17 protein-coding genes are annotated in these 21,421 nt (G+C 65.5%); 4 read left to right on the top strand and 13 right to left on the bottom strand.

Translation table 11 applies throughout. From position 1 onward, the window contains the following. Positions 1–9: 9 nt before the first annotated feature. Positions 10–816: an outer membrane protein assembly factor BamD gene (locus ACJ7Z0_RS26680; protein WP_431132002.1), complete on the top strand. Its 807-nt coding sequence runs from the start codon at positions 10–12 to the stop codon at positions 814–816. A gap of 94 nt (positions 817–910) precedes the next feature. Here the strand turns inward: ACJ7Z0_RS26680 and yoaA are convergent, their stop codons facing one another. Both yoaA and ACJ7Z0_RS26670 read right to left on the bottom strand, forming a co-directional pair. After that, the gene (gene yoaA / locus ACJ7Z0_RS26675) at positions 911–2,968 is read right to left on the bottom strand and encodes a DNA repair helicase YoaA (RefSeq protein ID WP_434792245.1); all 2,058 of its coding nucleotides are present in this window, start codon (positions 2,966–2,968) and stop codon (positions 911–913) included. Then, positions 2,965–3,168: a YdcH family protein gene (locus ACJ7Z0_RS26670; protein ID WP_093011020.1), complete on the bottom strand. Its 204-nt coding sequence runs from the start codon at positions 3,166–3,168 to the stop codon at positions 2,965–2,967. Before ACJ7Z0_RS26670 ends, yoaA begins: the two co-directional genes overlap by 4 nt. A 110-nt stretch (positions 3,169–3,278) precedes the next feature. Between ACJ7Z0_RS26670 and ACJ7Z0_RS26665 the strand changes: the two genes are divergently transcribed. Beyond that, a complete protein-coding gene (locus tag ACJ7Z0_RS26665) occupies positions 3,279–4,049 on the top strand; it encodes a PP2C family protein-serine/threonine phosphatase (protein WP_434792244.1) in 771 nt (256 codons plus the stop codon). A gap of 44 nt (positions 4,050–4,093) precedes the next feature. On the opposite strand, the gene ACJ7Z0_RS26660 is transcribed toward ACJ7Z0_RS26665, so the two are convergent. The 7 genes from ACJ7Z0_RS26660 to ACJ7Z0_RS26630 all read right to left on the bottom strand — a co-directional run bounded on the left by ACJ7Z0_RS26660 (position 4,094) and on the right by ACJ7Z0_RS26630 (position 14,351). Next, positions 4,094–4,759 (bottom strand): hypothetical protein, encoded by a 666-nt coding sequence (locus tag ACJ7Z0_RS26660; protein WP_434792243.1) that lies wholly within the window; start codon positions 4,757–4,759, stop codon positions 4,094–4,096. After that, the gene (gene zapE / locus ACJ7Z0_RS26655; protein ID WP_307574102.1) at positions 4,756–5,856 is read right to left on the bottom strand and encodes a cell division protein ZapE; all 1,101 of its coding nucleotides are present in this window, start codon (positions 5,854–5,856) and stop codon (positions 4,756–4,758) included. The genes ACJ7Z0_RS26660 and zapE overlap by 4 nt, the downstream gene beginning before the upstream one ends. A gap of 4 nt (positions 5,857–5,860) precedes the next feature. Then, on the bottom strand, positions 5,861–7,291 hold the full coding sequence (lpdA, locus tag ACJ7Z0_RS26650; protein ID WP_431132012.1) for a dihydrolipoyl dehydrogenase: 1,431 nt from the start codon (positions 7,289–7,291) through the stop codon (positions 5,861–5,863). Between the two features lie 14 nt (positions 7,292–7,305). After that, on the bottom strand, positions 7,306–8,571 hold the full coding sequence (odhB, locus tag ACJ7Z0_RS26645) for a 2-oxoglutarate dehydrogenase complex dihydrolipoyllysine-residue succinyltransferase (protein WP_434792242.1): 1,266 nt from the start codon (positions 8,569–8,571) through the stop codon (positions 7,306–7,308). A gap of 53 nt (positions 8,572–8,624) precedes the next feature. Beyond that, the gene (locus ACJ7Z0_RS26640) at positions 8,625–11,501 is read right to left on the bottom strand and encodes a 2-oxoglutarate dehydrogenase E1 component (protein WP_434792241.1); all 2,877 of its coding nucleotides are present in this window, start codon (positions 11,499–11,501) and stop codon (positions 8,625–8,627) included. A 179-nt stretch (positions 11,502–11,680) separates the two neighbouring features. Further along, positions 11,681–13,648, bottom strand: a complete 1,968-nt coding sequence (locus tag ACJ7Z0_RS26635) for a propionate--CoA ligase (protein ID WP_434792240.1) — start codon at positions 13,646–13,648, stop codon at positions 11,681–11,683. Positions 13,649–13,748: 100 nt separating this feature from the next. Further along, positions 13,749–14,351: an isochorismatase family protein gene (locus tag ACJ7Z0_RS26630; RefSeq protein WP_434792239.1), complete on the bottom strand. Its 603-nt coding sequence runs from the start codon at positions 14,349–14,351 to the stop codon at positions 13,749–13,751. Between the two features lie 82 nt (positions 14,352–14,433). Between ACJ7Z0_RS26630 and ACJ7Z0_RS26625 the strand changes: the two genes are divergently transcribed. After that, positions 14,434–15,231, top strand: coding sequence for an alpha/beta hydrolase (locus ACJ7Z0_RS26625; RefSeq protein WP_434792238.1), 798 nt, complete (start codon positions 14,434–14,436; stop codon positions 15,229–15,231). Positions 15,232–15,241: 10 nt separating this feature from the next. On the opposite strand, the gene ACJ7Z0_RS26620 is transcribed toward ACJ7Z0_RS26625, so the two are convergent. Continuing rightward, complete coding sequence (locus tag ACJ7Z0_RS26620; RefSeq protein ID WP_434792237.1) at positions 15,242–16,372, bottom strand: PQQ-dependent sugar dehydrogenase; 1,131 nt, start codon at positions 16,370–16,372, stop codon at positions 15,242–15,244. A 241-nt stretch (positions 16,373–16,613) separates the two neighbouring features. Between ACJ7Z0_RS26620 and ACJ7Z0_RS26615 the strand changes: the two genes are divergently transcribed. Continuing rightward, complete coding sequence (locus ACJ7Z0_RS26615; RefSeq protein ID WP_434792236.1) at positions 16,614–17,198, top strand: C40 family peptidase; 585 nt, start codon at positions 16,614–16,616, stop codon at positions 17,196–17,198. 87 nt (positions 17,199–17,285) lie between these two features. Here ACJ7Z0_RS26615 and lpdA (ACJ7Z0_RS26610) read toward each other — a convergent pair whose 3' ends face one another. From lpdA (ACJ7Z0_RS26610) to aceF, 3 genes are read right to left on the bottom strand one after another with little or no spacing between them, the layout of a single operon-like run. Then, positions 17,286–19,109 (bottom strand): dihydrolipoyl dehydrogenase, encoded by a 1,824-nt coding sequence (gene lpdA, locus ACJ7Z0_RS26610; protein WP_434792235.1) that lies wholly within the window; start codon positions 19,107–19,109, stop codon positions 17,286–17,288. Next, positions 19,106–19,699, bottom strand: coding sequence for an Ntn hydrolase family protein (locus ACJ7Z0_RS26605; protein WP_431132030.1), 594 nt, complete (start codon positions 19,697–19,699; stop codon positions 19,106–19,108). Before ACJ7Z0_RS26605 ends, lpdA (ACJ7Z0_RS26610) begins: the two co-directional genes overlap by 4 nt. Next, positions 19,696–21,381 (bottom strand): dihydrolipoyllysine-residue acetyltransferase, encoded by a 1,686-nt coding sequence (gene aceF, locus ACJ7Z0_RS26600; RefSeq protein ID WP_434792234.1) that lies wholly within the window; start codon positions 21,379–21,381, stop codon positions 19,696–19,698. The genes ACJ7Z0_RS26605 and aceF overlap by 4 nt, the downstream gene beginning before the upstream one ends. Between the last annotated feature and the right edge of the window lie 40 nt (positions 21,382–21,421).

The following is a 21,421-nucleotide window of genomic DNA, read 5'->3' as shown; positions in this document are numbered from 1 at the left end:
CCGTATGTGATGTTTCGCGCCAAATTATCGGTCCCCGCCTGGATCGCGCTCAGCGCGGTAGCGCTGCTTGCAGCCGGCTGCTCCTCCACCAGCGTCGACAAGACCGCGAGCTGGAGCCCCAACCGCATCTACGCGGAAGCCAAGGACGAGGCCGGTTCGGGCGCCTACGACAAGGCCGTGCCGCTGTACGAGAAGCTCGAAGGCCGCGCCGCAGGCACGCCGCTCGCGCAGCAAGCCCAGCTCGAAAAGGCCTACGCCCAGTACAAGTCGGGCGAAAAGGCCAATGCCATTGCCACCATCGATCGCTTCCTGAAGCTGCATCCGGCCAGTCCGGCGCTCGATTACGCGCTCTACCTCAAGGGCGTGATCAACTTCAACGACGACCTGGGCATGTTCGCCTTCCTGACGCGCCAGGACCTGTCCGAACGCGACCAGAAGGCCGCCAAGGAATCGTTCGAATCGTTCAAGGAGCTGGTGACGCGCTTCCCCGAGTCGCGCTACACGCCCGACGCGCGCCAGCGCATGAACTACATCGTGAACTCGCTCGCCCAGTACGAAGTGCACGTGGCGCGCTACTACTACTCGCGCGGCGCCTACCTCGCAGCCATCAATCGAGCGCAGCTTGCCCTGTCCGACTACCGCGAAGTGCCCGCACTCGAAGAGGCCCTGTACATCATCGTCCGCTCCTACGATGCGCTCGGCATGAAGGACCTGCGGGACGACGCCCAGCGCGTGCTGACCACCAACTACCCGCAGAGCGAGTATCTGGCGCGCGGCTTCAAGGGCAAGGACGATCCGTGGTGGAAGGTCTGGTAACCCGGTAAAAAGAACAAAGCCCTTCGGGGCTTTTTCTTTTTCTTCGTCTCGATCGGGTCAGGCGCGCGTGCGGCGACCCCGCGGCCAGCCTTCTTCAGGCCGACAGCGAATTCTTCAGTTCGGCGATGGCTGCCTCGAAATCCGCATCGCTCTCCAGCCGCCGCATCGGCGGCAGCGCGGCCAGCAGCCGCCGGCCGTAGCCCATGGCAACCAGGCGGGTGTCGCAGATCGCAAGCACCCCGCAGTCCGTTTCGCGGCGAATCAGCCGCCCTGCCCCCTGCTTCAGCGCCACGGCCGCCTCGGGCAGCGAATAGTCGCTGAACGAACTGCGTCCCTGGGCTTCGAGGCGCTGCGAGCGCGCCTCCACCAGCGGGTCGTTGGGCGGAGGGAATGGCAGCTTGTCGATCACCACCAGCTGCAGCGCATCGCCCGGCGCATCGAAGCCTTCCCAGAACGATGCGGATGCGACCAGCACGCAGCCGGCACGCCCCGCGTCCGCGCCTTCGCGGAAGCGGTCCATGAGCACGCGCTTGGGCAGTTCGCCCTGAACCAGCACCTCGGGGCGCACGTCCGCTTCGAGCCGCTCGAACTGCTGCTTCATCTCGTCGCCGATCGCGCGCAGGGCACGCAGCGTGGTCGTCAGCACCAGCGTACGGCCACCCAGTTCGGCAGCGCCGCGCGCGGCCAGTTGTGCCACGCGCACGCTGTGCGCGGCATCGTTGGGTTTGGGAAACACGCGCGGCACGTAGAGCCCGGCCTGCGCCGCATAGTCGAACGGGCTCTGCACCCGCAACACCTCGGCATCGCCCAGGCCGCACGGCTCGGTGAACCAGCGCAGCGTGGGTTCGTCGCCCAGCGTGGCGGAGGTGAAGACCCAGGCGCGGCCGCTGTCTTCCGGCGCCGCACGGCCGTCTTCCTCTTCGCCGTAAGCATTCCGGTTGTCCCGATCGATCTTGAGCACGCGCGTGCGCATGGCCTCGGCGATGTCCAGTGGCGATTCGACCAGGCGCAGCTGCGTACCCACGTCGACCCAGCGCACGGACTCCACCTCGCAGGGCAGCGCGAAACGCGCCGCACGCTTGGCGAGCTGCTGCGCCCGCTCATGCAGGCGCACGAAATCCGGCGAGATCTCGCTGACCGTGTCGAGCCCTTCCGCCGCCATCTCGAACGCATGCTGCAGGGCGTCGAGCGCCCCCTGCCAGATATGCGGGTCGATGCCCTCGGGCGCAGGCCCCACCCAGCGCAGCTTGGTCCCGGGCCACTGCTTGCCGACCGCAAGGCGCAGCTCGCGCGCGGCGCGCTCGACGCCCGCCACCAGTTGCTGCCAGTCGACCAGCCCGCGCGCATGCTGCAAGCCCGCGCCGAGCAGATCGCGCGCGAAATCGAGCGCCTGCCCGCTGCCGAGCTGTGCACCCAAAAACTGCACGCCGGTTTCGTTCAGCTGATGGGCCTCGTCGAACACGACCACGCTCACCGTGGGCAGCAGCTCCGCCATGCCCGTTTCGCGCACCGCGAGATCCGCGAAGAACAAGTGGTGGTTGATGACCACCACGTCGGCCGCGAGCGCCTCGCGCCGCGCCAGGTTGACGTGGCAGGGCTTGAACTGCGGGCATTGCGCGCCCAGGCAGTTCTCGCGCGTGGACGTGATGAGGGGAATGAGCGGCGAGCGTTCGTCCAGCCCCGGCAGCTCGGCCAGGTCGCCGGTCCGGGTGGCCTTGGACCATTGCTCGATCTTGGCGAGCGTTCGCAGGCTGCCCCGCTCGGGCAGCGAGGCATCGTGGCGCGCCAGGTCGAGCCTGTGCAGGCACAGATAGCTCGCACGGCCCTTGAGCAGCGCCGTTCGCACCGGCAGTTCGAGCGCCTCGACCAGGCGCGGCAGGTCGCGGCCGAACAATTGGTCCTGCAGGGTCTTGGTGGCCGTGGACAACAGCACGCGCTCGCCGCTCAGCAAGGCCGGCACGAGGTACGAAAAGGTCTTGCCGACGCCGGTGCCGGCCTCGACCACCAGCACGCCGCCCTCTTCGATGGTGCGGGCGACGGCCAGCGCCATTTCGGTTTGCCCCGAACGTTCTCGGAACTGCTCGGCCGCGCGGGACAGGACGCCTCCCTGCGCGAAGGCGTCGCGCACCTTGTCCTCGAGTGTTTCGGTCACGCGGGTTCTCTTGGATCGAGCACGTTCTCGAGCCGCGCGATCTGGTCGCGCAGCGCAAGGCGGCGTTTTTTCAAGCGCCGCAGCAGCAGTTCGTCTTGCGGCGAAGCCTCGGCCAGGCGGTCGATGGTGGCGTCGAGGTCGGCATGCTCGATGCGCAGCTCGATCAATTGGCGGGAAAGGGAATGGAGATTGGAGTCCAACGGTGGCGATGCGACGTACGTATTCCGCCGCAGCTCGTGTTCACTCGATAATACGTCCTGGTTCGACCTCCCGAGAAGATAGAAAGCGCGCCGCTGGCGCATTTGCGCTCATGACCCAAGGCTTTCGACTTGCCGCCGCCACCGGACTCCACAAGGGAGATCGCCCCTATCAGCAGGACCAGGTCCTGATGATGAGCCATCCACGCGTGCCCGGCTGCATGCTCTGCGTCATTGCCGACGGCATGGGCGGGCGCAGCGGCGGGCGCAAGGCCTCCGACCAGGTACTGATGACGGCGCGCCAGCTGTTCTCCCGCTACAGCCCCGAGCGCGACAGTTCCACCGCAGTGCTGCAGCAGCTGCTGGAAGATGCGCACACGGTCATCAAGCTCACGGCCCTGTCGAGCGAGCAGGAACCGCACAGCACGCTGGCGGCCTTCCTGATGAACCCCAAGGGCGACTGTGCCTGGATTCATGCCGGCGACTCCCGGATCTATCACTTTCGCGATGGCCAGCTCGTCACGCGCACGCGCGACCACTCCTATGTGCAGGTGCTCATCGACCGCGGCGAAATCACCGAAGCCGAGGCCAATGTCCACCCCAAGGGCAACATCCTGCTCGGCTGCCTTGGCATGACCACGATGCCGCCCCCCGTCGAGCCCCACTACATTCCGATGATGCAGCCCGGCGACCTGCTGATGGCCTGCAGCGACGGGCTCTGGCACTACTTCACCCCCGAGGAGCTGGCCAGCGTCCTGTACGCGGAGCCGCCGCGCGACGCGGTGGAAATCCTGGTGGGAGAAGCGCGCCGCCGCGCCCGCGGCACGGGCGACAACATTTCCATTGCGGTAGTGAAGTTCGAGCCGCTGCCGGCAGAAGCCTGAACGGCGCGCCGGCGCCCCTCGGGCCAAGGGGCTCGGCGAGAGCTTCAGCGGGCGGGTGCCGATGCCGGCGGTGCCGGAGGCAAGGGTGCTCCGCGCGGCTTGGTGCGCTCGGCGTTCTGGCGCTCGCGGCTGGCGCGGTGCTCGGCCGCCTTTTGCTGCTTGCTCTCGAAGCGTTCGACGGCCGCAGGCGCTTCGGTGCGCTTCTGCGCGGCCTTGGCCTGGCTGTCGGCGTGCGCTTTCTGCTTTTCTTCCAGCTGGCGCCGGCGTTCGTCCGCCTCGGCCGCGGTGGCGGCACGGCTCGCCGCATGGTCGGCCGCGCGCTGCTCGCGATCTTTCTGGGCCTGGCGGGACTCGTCCTGCTTCTCGGGCGTATCCTGCGGGCGCCGCGTGGCGGCCTTCTGATCGAGCTTCTCGAGCTCGGCCGCGCCGCGCCGCTGGCGCTCGATGTCGTTGATGGCGGTTTCCTGCCGCTTGATGTGATCGGTCTCGGCGCGGCGGCGCCTGCGGCTGTCGCGCAGGCAATCTTCGACCGCGAACTTCTGGTAGCAGGCGGCGCGCTCCTTTTCGAAGCGCGCGTCGATGGCTGCGCGTTCGGCCGCCAGCCTGCTGCGTTCGGCGTCGAAGTTGGCATTGCCCGCGGCTGCGGTGGACTGCGCCCACGATGGCAGGCTGCCCAATGTCATCAGCACGGCGAGAACGATATTTTTCATGTCAGTCGAGTGTCGACGATCCGGCGTTCGAGCGAAAGAAACTCGCTCGATTGCATTTCTGTGAGCCTGGAAACCGTGCGCGGAAACTCGTGCGCAAGCGGCCCCTCGGTGTACAACGCCTCCGGCGGCACCTCGGCCGACATGATGAGCTTCACGCGCCGGTCGTACAAGACGTCGACCAGCCAGGTGAAACGGCGTGCTTCGGAGGCCATGCGCACCGGCATGTGCGGCACGTCGGACAACAGCACGGTGTGGAACTGGCTGGCGATCTCCAGATAGTCGTTTTGCGAGCGCGGCCCGCCGCAAAGCGTCTTGAAGTCGAACCAGACCACGCCGCCGGCCTTGCGCCGGGCGCGGATTTCGCGCGCCTCGATGTGCAGGATCGGGCTCTCGTCGGCCGTTTCGGCCAGCTTTTCGAAAGCCTTGCGCATTTCCCTTTCAGCGCCTGCATCGTTCGGCGTGAGATACATGCGCAACTGCTCGAGCGTGCGGCGGCGGTAGTCGGTGCCGTTGTCCACGCTGAGCACTTCCAGCTTCTCGTTGAGGAGCGCGATCGCGGGCAGGATGCGGTCTCGGTGCAGCCCGCCGGGATACAGGTCGTCGGGCTTGAAATTGGACGTGGTGACAAAGCCCACGCCGTTCTCGAACAGCGCCACCAGCAAGCGATGAAGAATCATCGCGTCGGTGATGTCCGCCACGTGGAACTCGTCGAAGCAGATCAGCTTGTAGCGCTTGGAAATACGCAATCCAAGCTCGTCGAGCGGATTGACCGTGCCCTGCAGTTCGCGCAGTTCGCGGTGCACCTCGCGCATGAACTCGTGAAAGTGCAGGCGCGTCTTGCGCCTGAGCGGCACTGCGTTGAAGAACAGGTCCATCAGGAAGCTCTTGCCCCGCCCGACGCCACCATGCATGTAGACGCCGCGCGGCAGCTCGGGCCGGTTGATGAACTTCTTCAGCGCGTTGGAGCGCTGGGCCTTGTAGTCGCCCCACTCCCGCGCGCAGCGATCCAGCGCCTCGACGGCACGCAGCTGCGCGGGATCGCTCTGGAACCCGCGCACAGCGAGTTCCGCCTCATAGGCCTCTTTAACGCTGGTCAAAGGATCAGAAGTTCAGCGTGCGCTTGTCCACGGCAAGTGCCGCTTCCTTGGTGGCTTCCGACAGCGACGGGTGTGCATGGCAGATGCGTGCGATGTCTTCGGCACTGGCCTTGAACTCCATCGCCACCACGGCTTCGGAGATCAGCTCGCTGGCCTGCGGGCCCACGATGTGCACGCCGAGGATTTCGTCCGTTGCCGCATCGGCCAGGAACTTGACCATGCCGGTCGTGTCGCCCAGCGCGCGTGCGCGGCCGTTCGCAAGGAACGGGAAGGTGCCGGCCTTGTAGGCGCGGCCCGCGGCCTTGAGCTGCTGCTCGGTCTGGCCGACCCATGCGATCTCGGGGCTGGTGTAGATCACCCACGGCACGGTGTTGAAGTTGACGTGGCCGTGCTGGCCCGCAATGCGCTCCGCCACCGCAACGCCCTCTTCCTCGGCCTTGTGCGCGAGCATCGGGCCGCGAACCACGTCGCCGATGGCCCAGACGTTGGGCAGGCTGGTCTTGCAGTCATCGTCCACGGCAATGGCACCGCGCTCGTCGAGCTTGAGGCCCACGGCTTCGGCGTTCAGGCCGATGGTGTTGGGCACGCGGCCGATCGAGACGATCAGCTTGTCGACCTCGAGGGTCTGCGCTTCGCCCTTGGCATTGGTCCAGGCGACACTCACGCCCTTCTTGGACGACTTGATCTCGCCGACCTTGACGCCGAGTTCGATCTTGAGCTTCTGCTTGTCGAAAGCCTTCTTGGCTTCCTTGGCGATCTGCTCGTCGACCGCGCCGAGGAAGGTCGGCAGCGCTTCGAGCACCGTGACCTCGGCGCCCAGGCGACGCCACACCGAGCCCATTTCAAGGCCGATGACGCCCGAGCCGATCAGGCCCAGCTTCTTCGGCACCGCGCCGATGCGCAGTGCGCCGTCGTTCGAGAGGATGTTTTCCTCGTCGAACGGCGTGCCGGGCAACGCGCGGGCATTGGAGCCCGTGGCCAGGATGATGTGCTTGCCGCTGATCGACTCTTCGGCGGCGCCCGCCACCTTGATCTCGTAGCCGGTTGCGTCGGTCTTCACGAACGAACCGCGGCCATGGAAGAAGGCGATCTTGTTCTTCTTGAACAGGTACAGGATGCCGTCGTTGTTCTGCTTCACGACCTGGTCCTTGCGGGCCAGCATCTTGTCGATGTCCAGCCCCAGGCCTTCGACCTTGATGCCGTGGTCGGCAAAGTGGTGGCCGGCCTGCTCGAAATGCTCCGACGATTGCAGCAGCGCCTTCGACGGAATGCAGCCGACGTTGGTGCAGGTGCCGCCCGGTGCCGGGCCGCCCTTGCCGTTCTTCCACTCGTCGATACAGGCCACGTTGAAGCCGAGTTGCGCGGCGCGGATGGCGGCGATGTAGCCGCCGGGGCCGCCCCCAATGACGATGACGTCGAATTGTTTGTTTGCCATCTGATTCTTTCGCCTCAGATGTCGAACAACAGACGCGACGGGTCTTCCAGCGCTTCCTTCATGGCCACCAGGCCGAGCACGGCTTCGCGGCCGTCGATGATGCGGTGGTCGTAGCTCATGGCAAGGTAGTTCATCGGGCGGACGACGATCTGGCCGTTCTCCACCACGGCGCGGTCCTTGGTGGCGTGCACGCCGAGGATCGCCGACTGGGGCGGGTTGATGATCGGGGTCGAGAGCATCGAGCCGAAGGTGCCTCCGTTCGAGATGGAGAACGTGCCGCCGGTCATCTCTTCGATGCCGAGCTTGCCGTCCTGGGCCTTCTTGCCGTACTCGGCGATCTTCTTCTCGATGTCGGCAAAGCTCATCTGGTCGGCGTTGCGCAGGATGGGCACCACCAGGCCGCGCGGCGAACCGACGGCAATACCGATGTCGAAGTAGCCGTGGTACAGGATGTCGTTGCCGTCCACCGAGGCATTGATCACCGGATACTTCTTGAGCGCGTGCACCGCGGCCTTCACGAAGAAGCTCATGAAGCCGAGCTTCACGCCGTGTTCCTTGGTGAAGCTGTCCTGGAAGCGCTTGCGCAGTTCCATCACGGGTGCCATGTTGACCTCGTTGAAGGTCGTCAGGATGGCGTTGGTCGACTGCGATTGCAGCAGGCGCTCGGCGATGCGGGCGCGCAGGCGGCTCATCGGCACGCGCTGCTCCGGACGCTCGCCCAGGTCGGGCGCGCGGGCGGGCGCGGCGACTTGCGGCAGCGCGGGCTTGGCAGCGGGTGCCGCAATGGTGGCCGCGGGCTTGGCGCCCGAAGCCACTGCGCCGAGCACGTCGCCCTTGGTCACGCGGCCGTCCTTGCCGGTGCCGGCCACGTCGCTGGTCTTGAGGTTGTTGTCGGCCAGCAGCTTGGCGGCTGCGGGCATGGCAACGTCCGACTTCGAACCGCCGGTGGCGGCGGCAGCGGCTGCCGGCGCTGCTGCGGCCGGTGCCGGTGCCGGTGCGGCGGCGGGTGCTGCCGCAGGGGCAGCGGCGGCGGCCTTGCCTTCGGTGTCGATCTTCGCGATCAGCTGATCGGCCACCACGGTGGCGCCATCGGGCTGAACGATTTCGGCCAGCACGCCAGCCGAGGGCGCAGGCACTTCCAGCACGACCTTGTCGGTCTCGATCTCGATCAGGATTTCATCGACGGCGACGGCTTCGCCGGCCTTCTTCTTCCAGGTGAGCATGGTGGCTTCGGCCACGGATTCGGAAAGCTGGGGGACTTTGACTTCTACGATAGACATTTGGAGTGAGCTCCGCTTTTTTCTTCAGGGTGTTCGTGTGAAAAGAGATTGTTTTACTTGGTCAGCACGAAGCCCTTGAGCTTGCCAAATGCGCCATCGACGAGCGCCTTCTGCTGTTCCTGATGCAGGTGGGAGTAGCCGACCGCAGGCGATGCCGAAGCGGCACGGCCGGAGTAGCCGAGCTTCTGGCCTTCCTGCATGTTTTCGTGGATGTAGTGCTGCACGAAGAACCAGGCGCCCTGGTTCTGCGGCTCGTCCTGGCACCACACCACGTCGCTGAGATTGGGGTACTTCTTGATCTCGGCGGCAAACGCCTTGTGCGGGAACGGATAGAGCTGCTCGACGCGGATGATGGCCACGTCGTCGTCGCCGCGTTCTTCGCGCTTCTTGGCCAGGTCGTAGTAGACCTTGCCCGAGCAGGCGACCAGGCGCTTGACCTTCTCCGCCTTGAGGCCCTTGCTGTCCGGAATGACCGTCTGGAAGCTGCCTTTGGTGAACTCGGACAGCGGCGAGGTCGCGTCCTTGTTACGCAGCAGCGACTTCGGCGTCATGATGATCAGCGGCTTGCGCAGGTTGCGCACCATCTGGCGGCGCAGCACGTGGAAGATCTGGCTGGCCGTGGTCGGCTGCACCACCTGCATGTTGGTGTCGGCGCTCAGCTGCATGAAGCGCTCCAGGCGTGCCGAGCTGTGCTCGGGGCCCTGGCCCTCGTAGCCGTGCGGCAGCATCATGGTCAGGCCGTTGACGCGGCCCCACTTCACTTCGCCCGAGGCGATGAACTGGTCGATCACCACTTGGGCGCCGTTCACGAAGTCGCCGAACTGGGCTTCCCAGATCACGAGCGTGTTGGGGTCGTTCGAGGCGTAGCCGTATTCGAATGCGAGCACGGCTTCTTCCGACAGGATCGAGTCGATGACGACGAACGGGGCCTGGTTTTCAGCCACGTTCTGCAGCGGCGTGTAGGTGCCTTCGTCGAACTTCTCGCGGTTCTGGTCGTGCAGCACGGCGTGGCGGTGCGTGAACGTGCCACGGCCGCTGTCCTCGCCCGACAGGCGCACCGGATAGCCGCTGGCCACCAGCGAGGCAAAGGCCATGTGCTCGCCCATGCCCCAGTCGACATTGACGTCGCCTCGGCCCATGGCGGCGCGGTCGTCCAGCACCTTCTTCACGAGCGGATGCACCGTGAAGCCGGTCGGCACCGTGGTGATCTTTTCGGCCAGGCGCTTCCATTCGGACGACGGGATGGCGGTGTCGCCGGCGTCGGTCCACTTCTTGTTGAGATACGGATTCCAGTCGACCGCGTACTTGCTCTTGAAGTTGGTGAGCACCGGGTCGACGGTGTTCCTGCCTTCGTCGAAGGCGGCGCGCTGCGCCTTGACCATGTCGTCGCCGAGCGACTCGCCCAAGCCCTGAGCGGCCAGCTTGTCGGCGTACAGCTTGCGCGTGCCGGGGTGCTTGGCAATCTTCTTGTACATGAGCGGCTGGGTGAGCGAGGGGGTGTCCTGCTCGTTGTGGCCCAGCTTGCGGAAACAGATGATGTCGACCACCACGTCCTTCTGGAACTCCATGCGGAATTCAAGGGCGAGTTGGGTGGCAAGCACCACGGCTTCAGGGTCGTCGCCGTTCACGTGCAGCACCGGCGCGTCGACCATCTTGACGATGTCGGTGCAGTACAGCGTCGAGCGGCTGTCCCGCGGGTCGCTGGTGGTGAAGCCGATCTGGTTGTTGATGACGATATGCACCGTGCCGCCGGTGGAGTAGCCGCGCGTTTCGGCAAGGGCCAGCGTTTCCATCACGACGCCCTGGCCTGCAAAGGCGGCGTCGCCGTGCACGATGACGGGCAGCACCTGCTTGCCCAGCGGGTCGGCGCGGCGATCCATGCGGGCGCGCACCGAGCCTTCGACCACGGGGTTCACGATCTCGAGGTGCGAGGGGTTGAACGCGAGGCTCAGGTGCACCGGGCCGCCGGGCGTGGTCACGTCCGAGCTGAAGCCCTGGTGGTACTTGACGTCGCCGCTCGGCAGGTCTTCGGGTGCGGTGTGGTCGAACTCGGCGAACAGATCGGCCGGCATCTTGCCGAGCGAGTTGACCAGCACGTTGAGGCGGCCGCGGTGGGCCATGCCGATCACGATTTCCTGCACGCCCTTGATGCCGGCCTGGTTGATGAGCTCGTCCATCGAGACGATGAAGCTTTCGCCGCCTTCGAGCGAGAAGCGCTTCTGGCCGACGTACTTGGTATGCAGGAAGCGCTCGAGGCCTTCGGCGGCCGTCAGGCGGTTGAGCACGTGCTTCTTCTGCTCGGTCGTCAGCTGCGGGTTGGTGCGCGCGCTTTCGAGCTTCTGCTGCCACCAGCGCTTGTGGTTCTGGTCGGTGGTGTACATGTACTCGGCGCCCATGGTGCCGCAGTACGTCTCACGCAAGGCATTGAGCAGGTCGCGCAGCGACATGGTCTCTTTGCCGAAGAAGGTGTTGCTGGTGTTGAACACCGTCTCGAGGTCGGCATCGGTGAAGCCGTAGAACGAGGGCTCGAGTTCCGGGATGGCCGGGCGCTCGGCGCGCTTGAGGGGGTCGAGATCGGCCCAGCGTGCGCCGACGTTGCGGTAGGCGGCAATCAGCTGCTGGACGGAGGTGCGCTTGCGCCCGAGTTCGGAATCGGCGCCGCTGGCCTGCACGACCTTGGTCGTACCTTGCTTGGCGCGTTCTGCGAAGGCGTTGATGACCGGCTGGTGCGGCACATCGCGGGTGTTGGTGCCGTCGACCGCGGGCACATTCTGCAGCGCGTCGAAATACGAACGCCAGTTGTCGGGCACGCTGCCGGGGTTGGCAAGGTAGTTTTCGTACATCTCCTCGACGTAGGGCGCATTGCCGCCGAAGAGGTAGGTGTTGCCTTGATAGGCGGTGTACGCCGATGGCGTAGAAGAATCGCTCATATTCCGCTGACCTTCGCTTCCCTGAAGGAAGCACTAGCTGGTTAAGAAACCTTCCGCGACACGGCTGAACCGATTGGCGGATGCGACTGTGGCTGGGGAAGGGCCTGAGTACCTTCGCATTGTGCCACGTCAGACATATGGCGTTCCGGCGCGCCTTCGCAAGGCGCGCTTTTGCTCATTCAGGCCGAAGAAACCAACTGTTTGATCTGCTGCAGCGTGGCGGGGTCGTCGATGGTGGTCAGGTCGCCGGGATCGCGCTGCTCGCAAACGGCCTGGATGGCACGCCGCAGCAGCTTGCCGCTGCGGGTCTTGGGCAGGCCGCCCACGAAGCGCACCCGTGCGGGGCGCGCCAGTGCGCCAAGCTGGTCGGCCACCACTTTCATGATCTCGCCCTCGAGCTTCAGGGCCTCGTCGGCGTCTGTCAGGGCGCGGCCATTCCGCGGCACGACGAAGGCCATGGCCACCTGGCCCTTGAGCGCGTCGGCCACGCCGACCACCGCCACCTCGGCCACGCTGGCGTGGCCCGAGATGCTTTCCTCGATCTCGCGCGTGCCGAGGCGGTGGCCCGCCACGTTGATCACGTCGTCGGTGCGGCCGAGGATGTAGAAGTAGCCGTCCTCGTCGCGAATGCCCCAGTCGAAGGTCGAATAGACCATCTTGCCGGGCACGCTCTTCCAGTAGGTGTTGACGAAGCGCTCGTCGTCCTTCCACACCGTCTGCATGAATCCGGGCGGGGTCGGCCCCTCGACCACGACCACGCCCTTCTCATTCGGGGCGGTCAATTCCTCGCCGGTCGATTCGTGCAGGATCTTGATGCGGTAGCCGTACATCGGGACGCCCGGGCTGCCGAACTTGCTCGGCTTGGCCTCGACGCCGTTGGCGATGGTGATCATCGGCCAGCCCGACTCGGTCTGCCAGTAGTTGTCGATGATCGGCACGCCCAACCCGTCGCTGATCCAGCGCGCAGTGGGCTCGTCGAGCGGTTCGCCCGCGAGGAACAGGGCACGCAGGCTGGACAGGTCGTACTTTTTCAGCAGCGCCGGGTCCTGCTTCTTGAGCACGCGCACCGCGGTGGGCGCGCTGAACATCACGGTCACCTTGTACTTCTCGACCAGGCGCCACCAGATGCCGCCATCGGGTTGCTTGTCGATGCCCTGCGTCGGCAGGCCCTCGTACATGAGGGTTGCCATGCCGGCGATCAGCGGGCCATAGACGATGTAGCTGTGGCCCACCACCCAGCCGATGTCGCTGGTCGAGAAATACGTTTCGCCGGCGCGGCCGTCGAAGATGTGCGCCATGCTGGCGGCCAGTGCCACGGCATAGCCGCCCACGTCGCGCTGCACGCCCTTGGGCTTGCCGGTGGTGCCGCTGGTGTAGATGGTGTAGCTGATGTCGGTGGCGGCCAGCCAGGTGCAGGGCACTTCGGCATCGTGGTGCTTCCGGGCCAGTTCGGCAGCCAGGTGGTCGCGCCCGGCCGTCAGGTCCATCGGCGCCAGGCCGCGGTCGGTCAGGAGCACCGCCGAGGGCTTGTGCTTCGAAAGCCGGATGGCCTCGTCGAGCAGCGGCTTGTATGCGATGACCTTGCCGCCGCGCGAACCGGCGTCGGCGCTCACCACCACCTTGGGCTCGGCATCCTCGATGCGCGTGGCCAGCGAGCCGCTTGCAAAACCGCCGAACACCACGCAATGGATGGCACCGATCCGGGCGCAGGCCAGCATCGCGAACGCGGCCTCGGGAATCATCGGCATATAGATGAGCACGCGGTCGCCCTTGCCCACACCCAGCTCGATCAGGCTGGCGGCGGTGCGCTGCACCTCGGCGTGCAGCTCGCGGAAGCTGTAGGTCCTTTCGGTGCCGGTTTCCGTCGAGACGAAGATCAATGCCGGCTGGTCGGCCCGCTCGGCCAGGTGCCGGTCGACCGCGTTGTGGCACAGATTGGTGGTGCCGCCCACGAACCAGCGCGCGAATGGCGGCCGGCTGGCATCCAGCACCTGGGCCGGAGGCGTCTGCCAGTCGATCAGCCTGGCCTGCTCGGCCCAGAAAGCCTCGGGGGCATCGACCGACTGGCGATAGAACTCTTCGTAGCGGCTCATCTGCGTTGTCTCCTTATATGAATCGTCCGGCGGCCACGCCAAAACTGAATTCATAATTATGGAGACCGATCTTGCAGCAAGCTGACGGCCCGAACAATCGGGTTCCGCCCGCGCCTGCCCCGGGGTGCGAGACGCCTATCGAGCCGGCTTCACGTCAGAGAACGAGCTTCAGCAACTCGGGAAATGCCGGATGTTCGGCCGTACGCAGCCATTCGAAGCCGACCATCTCGGTGGTCACCAGTTCGGCGCCCGCACCGGCCAGCCGGTCGAAGGCGGCATCGCGGTTGCGCTCGGTACGCGAACTGCACGCGTCGGTCACGACCCAGACCTCGAACTCGTCCTCCAGCAGGTCGAGCGCCGTCTGCAGCAGGCAGACGTGCGCTTCGCAGCCGGCAATCACGATCGTGTTGCGCTCCTCGGCCGCGGCGGCGGGTTTCTGCAGGTGCTTGGGCAGGCTGCGGGCATTGCCCTGCGGCGCCTTGGCCGGTACGCGCAGCCATTCGCCGAGGCCCTCCTCCATGCCGCTGAAATGCATCTTGGACAAGGTGCGCTGGCACAGCGCGCGAATGTCGGGCACGTTTTCGCCGAGCTTCGAGGGGTTCTGCTCGGTCCCCCAGACCGGCACCTCGAACAGGCGCGCCATCTTGCCCAGGCGCACTGCGTTCTGCGCCACGGCATCGGCCTCGAAGATCGCAGGCATCAGTTGCGCCTGATAGTCGACCAGCACGAGTTGGGATTGCGAGGCGTCGAGCAGCATGAACCGGTTCTTTCATTCAAATGGAGTTGATGGGGCCGACCGTACCACCGAAAAGGCGCGCATCTCTCTAGACTCCGGGCCGATGCAGATCTTCTTTTCGACCCGGCGCCACTTGTCGATTCTGGCCCTTGGTGCGGCGTTCGTGGTGACCGGATGTGGCGGCCTGCGCACCGCCAAGGCGCCGCTGGAGAGCACGCTCGAAAAGAGCAGCTGCGCGCCGAACGCCGACACGCTGCTGGTGATGCTCCCCGGCGCGTATTCGCACCCGGACGAATTCACGCGCGAGGGCTTCGTCAAGGCACTGAACGACAACAGGCTCGCGGTCGACGTGATGCGGGTCGATGCGCATCTTGGCTACTACAACGGCAAGACCATCCTCGATCGCCTGGAGCAGGACGTGATGGTGCCGGCCCGCGGCAAAGGCTACAAGTCGATCTGGATCGTCGGCATCTCGGTCGGGGGGTTCGGCGGACTGCTTTATGCGCAAACGCATCCGGGCGAGCTTGCCGGCCTCGTGGCCCTTGCGCCCTACCTCGGGGAGCGCACGCTCAGCACCGACATCGCCAACGCCGGCGGCGTGACGCGCTGGACCGGCCCGCTGGGCGATCCGCCGGGCAGCGACCCGCGAGCCCCGAACGAGACACAGCTCTGGCAATGGCTGCGCGGCTACGTGGGCACCACCGCAACGTTCGGTGCTCGGCCGCCGCTCTACCTGGGCTACGGCACCGAGGACCGCTTTGCTTTCAGCCACCAATTGCTGGCGGCCGCGCTGCCCAAGGAGCGCGTGTTCACGACCGAAGGCGGCCACGACTGGCCCGAATGGACGCGGCTCTGGCGCCGCATGCTGCCAACGCTTCCGCTGCCGGGCTGCCCCGGGTGAAGAAAAAAGCTCAGTTCGGACGCAGCCGCAGCAGCTTGCCATCCGACTCGTCGGTCAGCACATAGAGCCATCCGTCCGGCCCCTGCTTCACATCGCGTATGCGGGCCCTGCCATCAGCCATCAGTTTGTGTTCGGCAACCACCTTGCCGTCTTTCAGCTCGATGCGATCGAGATAGCCGAACTTCAGCGAACCGACGAACAGATTGCCTTTCCATCCCGCGCCATAGCGGTCGCTGGTGAGAAAGGCCATGCCCGATGGCGCGATCGACGGCACCCAGTAGTGCAGCGGCTGCTCCATGCCGTCCTTGGCCGTGATGCCATCGCCGATCTTGCCGCCGCCGTAGTTTTCGCCATAGGTGATCACCGGCCAGCCGTAGTTGCGGCCGGCTTGCGGAACATTGATCTCGTCGCCGCCTTGCGGGCCGTGCTCGGTCATCCACAAGCGGCCGTCGGGTGCGAGCGCCGCGCCCTGCCCGTTGCGGTGGCCGTAGCTCCAGATTTCCGGCAGCGCGCCGGCCTTGTCGACGAACGGGTTGTCCTTGGGCGCGGTGCCGTCCTTGGCAATGCGCACGATCTTCCCCAGATGGTTGTCGAGCTTTTGCGCATCTTCCTTGCGGCTGAACCGATCGCCCAGCGTGAGAAAAAGCGTGCCGTCGCGCGCCTCAATGATGCGGCATCCGAAATGGTGGCGGCTGGCCACCTTGGGTTGCTGGCTGAAGACGATCTTGAGGTTCTCGATCTTCGCGCCGTCTTCGGACAGTTGGGCGCGCACCAGCGCCGTGCTGTTGGTCGACCCGTTGGCCGCTGGCTCGGAAAAGCAGAAATACAAGGTGCGATTCTTTTCGAAGCCTGAATCGACCAGTACGTCGAGCAAGCCGCCCTGGCCTCCCGCGGCGATCGCGGGCAGGCCGGTGATGGGTGCGCCGATCTTTCCGTCGGCACTGATCAGCCGCAACCGGCCCGGACGCTCTGTAACCAGAAAACGGCCGCTCGGCAAAAAGGCCACGCCCCACGGATTCTCAAGTCCGGAAGAAACAGTCTCCGGCCGCATCTGCGCAAGGGCGGTGCCCCAGAAACCCAAACCGGCGACGAGAACACTGTTTCCCAACAGGCGGAGGATCGTGCGAATGCGCAGGTTCATGTCTTTTCCCGGTAATTGGACCGATCTTGACGCGTATTGCGATGCAAATCCACGCCGTTAGCTCATTCAAGATGAATACAAAAGTTAACTTGCAGGCAATCGCTTATGGTTCATAAAGGTTGACCGTTACATTTTTTCTTCAGCCGAATCGAAAAATAGTTTGTAAATCAACAGGTTGCGGCTACATTCGTTAATTCGGATGAGGTTGACATAACCGGGCGTCATCAATATCCTACGCGCCATGCGTTTTTTCGTCCTACCCGCGTCCCTCCTGTTTGCCGTCGCCGTCCAGGCCGCCCCTCAACAGGACCGAACCGATGACGAACTTGCCCGCTTGCTCGCCGACAAAGGCCTGATCGGACAACTCCAGCAGGTCCGCCAAACCGTCGCCGAGCGAACTTCCGATCTGGTGGTGACCGCCATCGGCTTCCTCGGCGTGCCATACCGCCGCGGCGGCAACACAGCGGAATCCGGTTTCGATTGCAGCGGCTTCGTGCGCGCCATGTACAACCAGACGGTCGGCCATTTGCTGCCCCGCCGTGCCGAGGAACAAGCGGCCGCCACCGAAAAGATCGACCGCAGCCAACTCAAGCCCGGCGACCTCGTTTTCTTCAATACCATGCGCCGTGCCTTCAGCCATGTCGGCATTTACGTCGGTGAAGGCAAGTTCATCCATTCGCCGCGTACTGGCGCCCAGGTGCGCGTGGAAGACATGAACGGCAGCTACTGGAGCCGCCGCTTCGATGGCGCCCGCCGCGTGCTCGGTGGCGCACCAAACGAAGAAGTCAAGGCTGCAGCAACCGCCGCGGCACACACCGGCAACTGAGCCGCCAGTTTCCGCAGAACGAAAAAAATCCCGCCGCGGCGGGATTTTTTGTGGCCGCTCCGGCTAAGGGAGCGGCCGCCCGATCGATCAGGCCTTCTTTGCAGGCGGCAGATCGGTACAGGTACCGTGTGCCACCTCGGCTGCCATGCCGATGCTTTCGCCCAGCGTCGGATGCGGATGGATGGTCTTGCCAATGTCGATCTCGTCGGCACCCATTTCGATGGCCAGCGCGATCTCGCCGATCATGTCGCCGGCGTGCGTGCCGACAATGCCGCCGCCCAGGATGCGATGCGTCTCGGCATCGAACAGCAGCTTGGTGAAGCCCTCATCCCGGCCGTTGGCAATGGCGCGGCCCGAAGCGGTCCACGGGAAGTGGCCCTTCTTGATCTTGATGCCTTCGGCCTTGGCCTGGTCTTCCGTGAGGCCCACCCACGCCACCTCGGGGTCGGTGTAGGCCACGCTCGGAATCACGCGGGCATTGAAGGCGGCGCTCGAGAGCTCCTTGTCGCCCTTCTGCTCGCCGGCGATCACCTCGGCCGCCACGTGCGCCTCGTGCACCGCCTTGTGCGCCAGCATGGGCTGGCCCACGATGTCACCAATGGCAAAGATGTGGGGCACGTTGGTGCGCATCTGGATGTCGACCGGAATGAAGCCGCGGTCGCTCACCGCCACGCCGGCCTTCTCGGCGCCGATCTTCTTGCCGTTCGGGCTGCGGCCCACGGCCTGCAGCACCAGGTCGTACACCTGCGGTTCCTTCGGCGCCTGCTCGCCCTCGAAGGTGATCTTGATGCCCTCCTTCGTGGCTTCGGCGCCGACCGTCTTGGTCTTGAGCATGATGTTGTCGAAGCGCGGCGTGTTCATCTTCTGCCAGACCTTCACCAGGTCGCGGTCGGCGCCCTGCATCAGGCCGTCGAGCATCTCGACCACGTCCAGGCGCGCGCCGAGCGTGGAATACACCGTGCCCATTTCGAGGCCGATGATGCCGCCGCCCAGGATCAGCATGCGCTTGGGGTCGGTGCCCATCTCGAGCGCGCCGGTGGAATCGACCACGCGCGGGTCCTTGGGCATGAAGGGCAGGCTCACCGACTGCGAGCCGGCCGCGATGATCGCGTTGCGGAACTTGACGGTCTGCTTCTTGCCGGTCGTGTCCCAGCTGGTGCCCGAGGTTTCCTCCACCTCGAGGTGGTACGGATCGATGAAGTTGCCGACGCCTCGCAGCACCGTCACCTTGCGCATCTTGGCCATGGCCGTGAGACCGCCGGTGAGCTTGCCCACCACCTTGTTCTTGTGGCCGAGCAGCTTGGCGCGGTCCACCGTGGGCGCGGCAAAGCTCACGCCGAGGTCGGCGAAATGCTTCACTTCGTCCATCACCGAGGCAACGTGCAGCAGCGCCTTCGACGGGATGCAGCCGACGTTCAGGCACACGCCGCCGAGCGTGGCGTAGCGTTCGATCAGCACCACCTTGAGGCCGAGGTCGGCCGCGCGGAAGGCGGCCGAGTAGCCGCCGGGGCCGGCGCCGAGCACGATGACGTCGCACTCGACGTCGACCTTGCCACCATAGGTGGACGCCGCGGGCGCGGCGGCCGGAGCCGGGGCTGCCGCCTTGGGTGCGGGGGCCGCTGCGGCGGGTGCGGGCGCGGGTGCAGCCGCGGCCGGCGCGGGCGCTGCGGCACCGTCGACCTCCAGCGTCAGCACCACCGAGCCCTCCTTCACCTTGTCGCCGACCTTGACCGCAAGCGACTTCACCACGCCGGCCGCCGACGACGGAATCTCCATCGAGGCCTTGTCCGATTCGACCGTGATCAGCGACTGCTCGGCCTTGACCGTGTCTCCGACATTGACCAGCACCTCGATCACCGCGACTTCGTCGAAGTCACCGATGTCGGGCACCTTGATTTGTTGTTCGCTCATTTGGACACTTTCAGTTTGAGTGTGAGAACGTCGACCGGCGGGGCCGAATTGCGATCGAATTCGCAGGCGGCGGCGATTCCCGCCTCCGCCACGTCGCGCGAGGTGCGCGACTTGATGTCATAGGCCGTGTGCATGGCGCCCAGCGCAAAGCTGCGTCCCGAGCCGATGGCCCAGAACTGCTTGAACTCGAACACCTCGCGGTAGCTGTAGATGCCGTAGATGCCGCTGGCATTCGCCATCAGCATCGTGAACTGGCTCGACTCGTAGGGCTCGTGCTCGTCTTCCTTGGTCTGCATGAAGAACGAATCTTTCAGCACCGGGTGCAGCAGCGTGAAGGTGCGGAAGATCTCGTGCTTGCTGCCGAACAGCAGCGCCTCGCGCGGCTGCGCGGCCAGCGCGTGTTGCAGCACCAGGAAGTGCGCGGCGGCGCCGGCCACGGCAAACAGGCTTTGCCCCGCCGCATCCTCGACGGTGAAGATCTTCTGGTTGGCCTCGGCGCTGTGCGAAAGCCGCGTGTCGCCGAAGGTCACCAACGAATCCGCCGCCATCGTGACCTGGCCGCCTTTGCGGACGGCCACTACGGTGGTCATAGCAGGATTCGGCGATAGTCCGCAAGCACCTGGCCTAGGTACGCGTTGAAACGCGCAGCCAGGGCCCCGTCGATCACCCGGTGGTCGTACGACAGCGACAGCGGCAGCGTCAGGCGCGGCACGAACTGCTTGCCGTCCCACACCGGCTTCATCTGGCCCTTGGAGAGGCCGAGGATGGCCACTTCGGGGGCGTTGATGATGGGCGTGAAATGCGTGCCGCCGATGCCGCCGAGCGAGCTGATCGAGAAGCAGCCGCCCTGCATGTCGGCGGAGCCGAGCTTGCCGTCGCGCGCCTTCTTGGCGAGCTCGCCCATTTCCTGGCTGATCTGCAGGATGCCCTTCTTGTCGGCATCCTTCAGCACCGGCACCACCAGCCCGTTGGGCGTGTCGGCCGCAAAGCCGACGTGGAAGTACTGCTTGTAGACCAGTTGGTCGCCGTCGAGGCTGGCATTGAAATCAGGGAACTTCTTCAGCGCCGCAACCACCGCCTTGATCACGAAGGCCAGCATCGTGACCTTGACGCCCGACTTCTCGTTCTCCTTGTTGGTGGAGACGCGGAAGGCTTCGAGCTCGGTGATGTCGGCTTCGTCGTTGTTGGTGACGTGCGGAATCATCACCCAGTTGCGGTGCAGGTTGGCGCCGCTGAGCTTCTTGATGCGCGACAGGTCCTTGCGCTCGACCGTGCCGAACTTCGTGAAGTCGACCTTGGGCCACGGAATGAGGCCCAGTGCCGCGCCGTCGCCTGCCGGCGCCTTGGCCGCCGAGGCCTTGGTGCTGGCCTGGCCGCTCATCACGGCCTTGGTGAAGCTCTGGACGTCTTCCTGCGTGATGCGGCCCTTGGGACCGGAACCCTTGACTTCTTCGAGCGGCACACCGAGTTCGCGTGCGAACTTGCGCACCGAGGGCGACGCATGCGGCAGCTTGCCCGTGGGCGCCACGGTGGGTTCGTGCGCTGCCGGTGCGGGTGCACCCTCACCCCGGCCCTCTCCCGCAGAGGCGGGAGAGGGAGAGGAAACGGGAGCAGCGGCTGCGGCCGGGGAATTGGCTCCCTCGCCCCTCTGGGGAGAGGGTTGGGGTGAGGGGCTGGCGGCCGCCGAACCTTCGAGTATTGCGATCAGGTCCCCGATGTTGACCGTATCCCCCACCTTGACCTTGAGTTCCTTGAGCACGCCGGCAGCCGACGACGGAATTTCCATCGAGGCCTTGTCCGACTCCACCGTGATCAGCGACTGGTCGGCCGCGATCTGGTCGCCGGGCTTGACCAGCAGCTCGATGACCGCGACATCCTTGAAGTCGCCGATGTCGGGCACCTTGACTTCGACCGGACCCGAGGCGGCCGGTGCGGCAGCCGGGGCAGGCGCCGCTGCGGCCTGTGCGGGCGCTGCGGCAGCCGGGGCCGCTGCAGGCGCGGGGGCCGGTGCTGCAGCAGCACCCGCACCCGCACCCTCGGCCTCGAGCACGAGCACCACGGAACCCTCCTTGACCTTGCCGCCGACTGCGACCTTGATTTCTTTCACCACACCGGCGGTCGACGACGGAATCTCCATCGACGCCTTGTCCGATTCCACGGTGATGAGCGACTGCTCGGCCTTGACCGTGTCGCCCACCTTCACCAGCACCTCGATCACCGCGACTTCATCGAAATCGCCGATGTCCGGCACCTTGACTTCCACTGCTGCCATATCGTTTGTCTCCCGCCGTGAGGCGCCGTTCGTTCGTTGA

The sequence above is a fragment of the Variovorax palleresanus genome, assembly GCF_051144945.1.
GTDB classification, from domain to species: Bacteria; Pseudomonadota; Gammaproteobacteria; order Burkholderiales; family Burkholderiaceae_C; genus Variovorax; species Variovorax paradoxus_S.
Note: the sequence above shows the minus strand (reverse complement) of the source record. Positions and strands in the feature narration are given on the sequence as shown.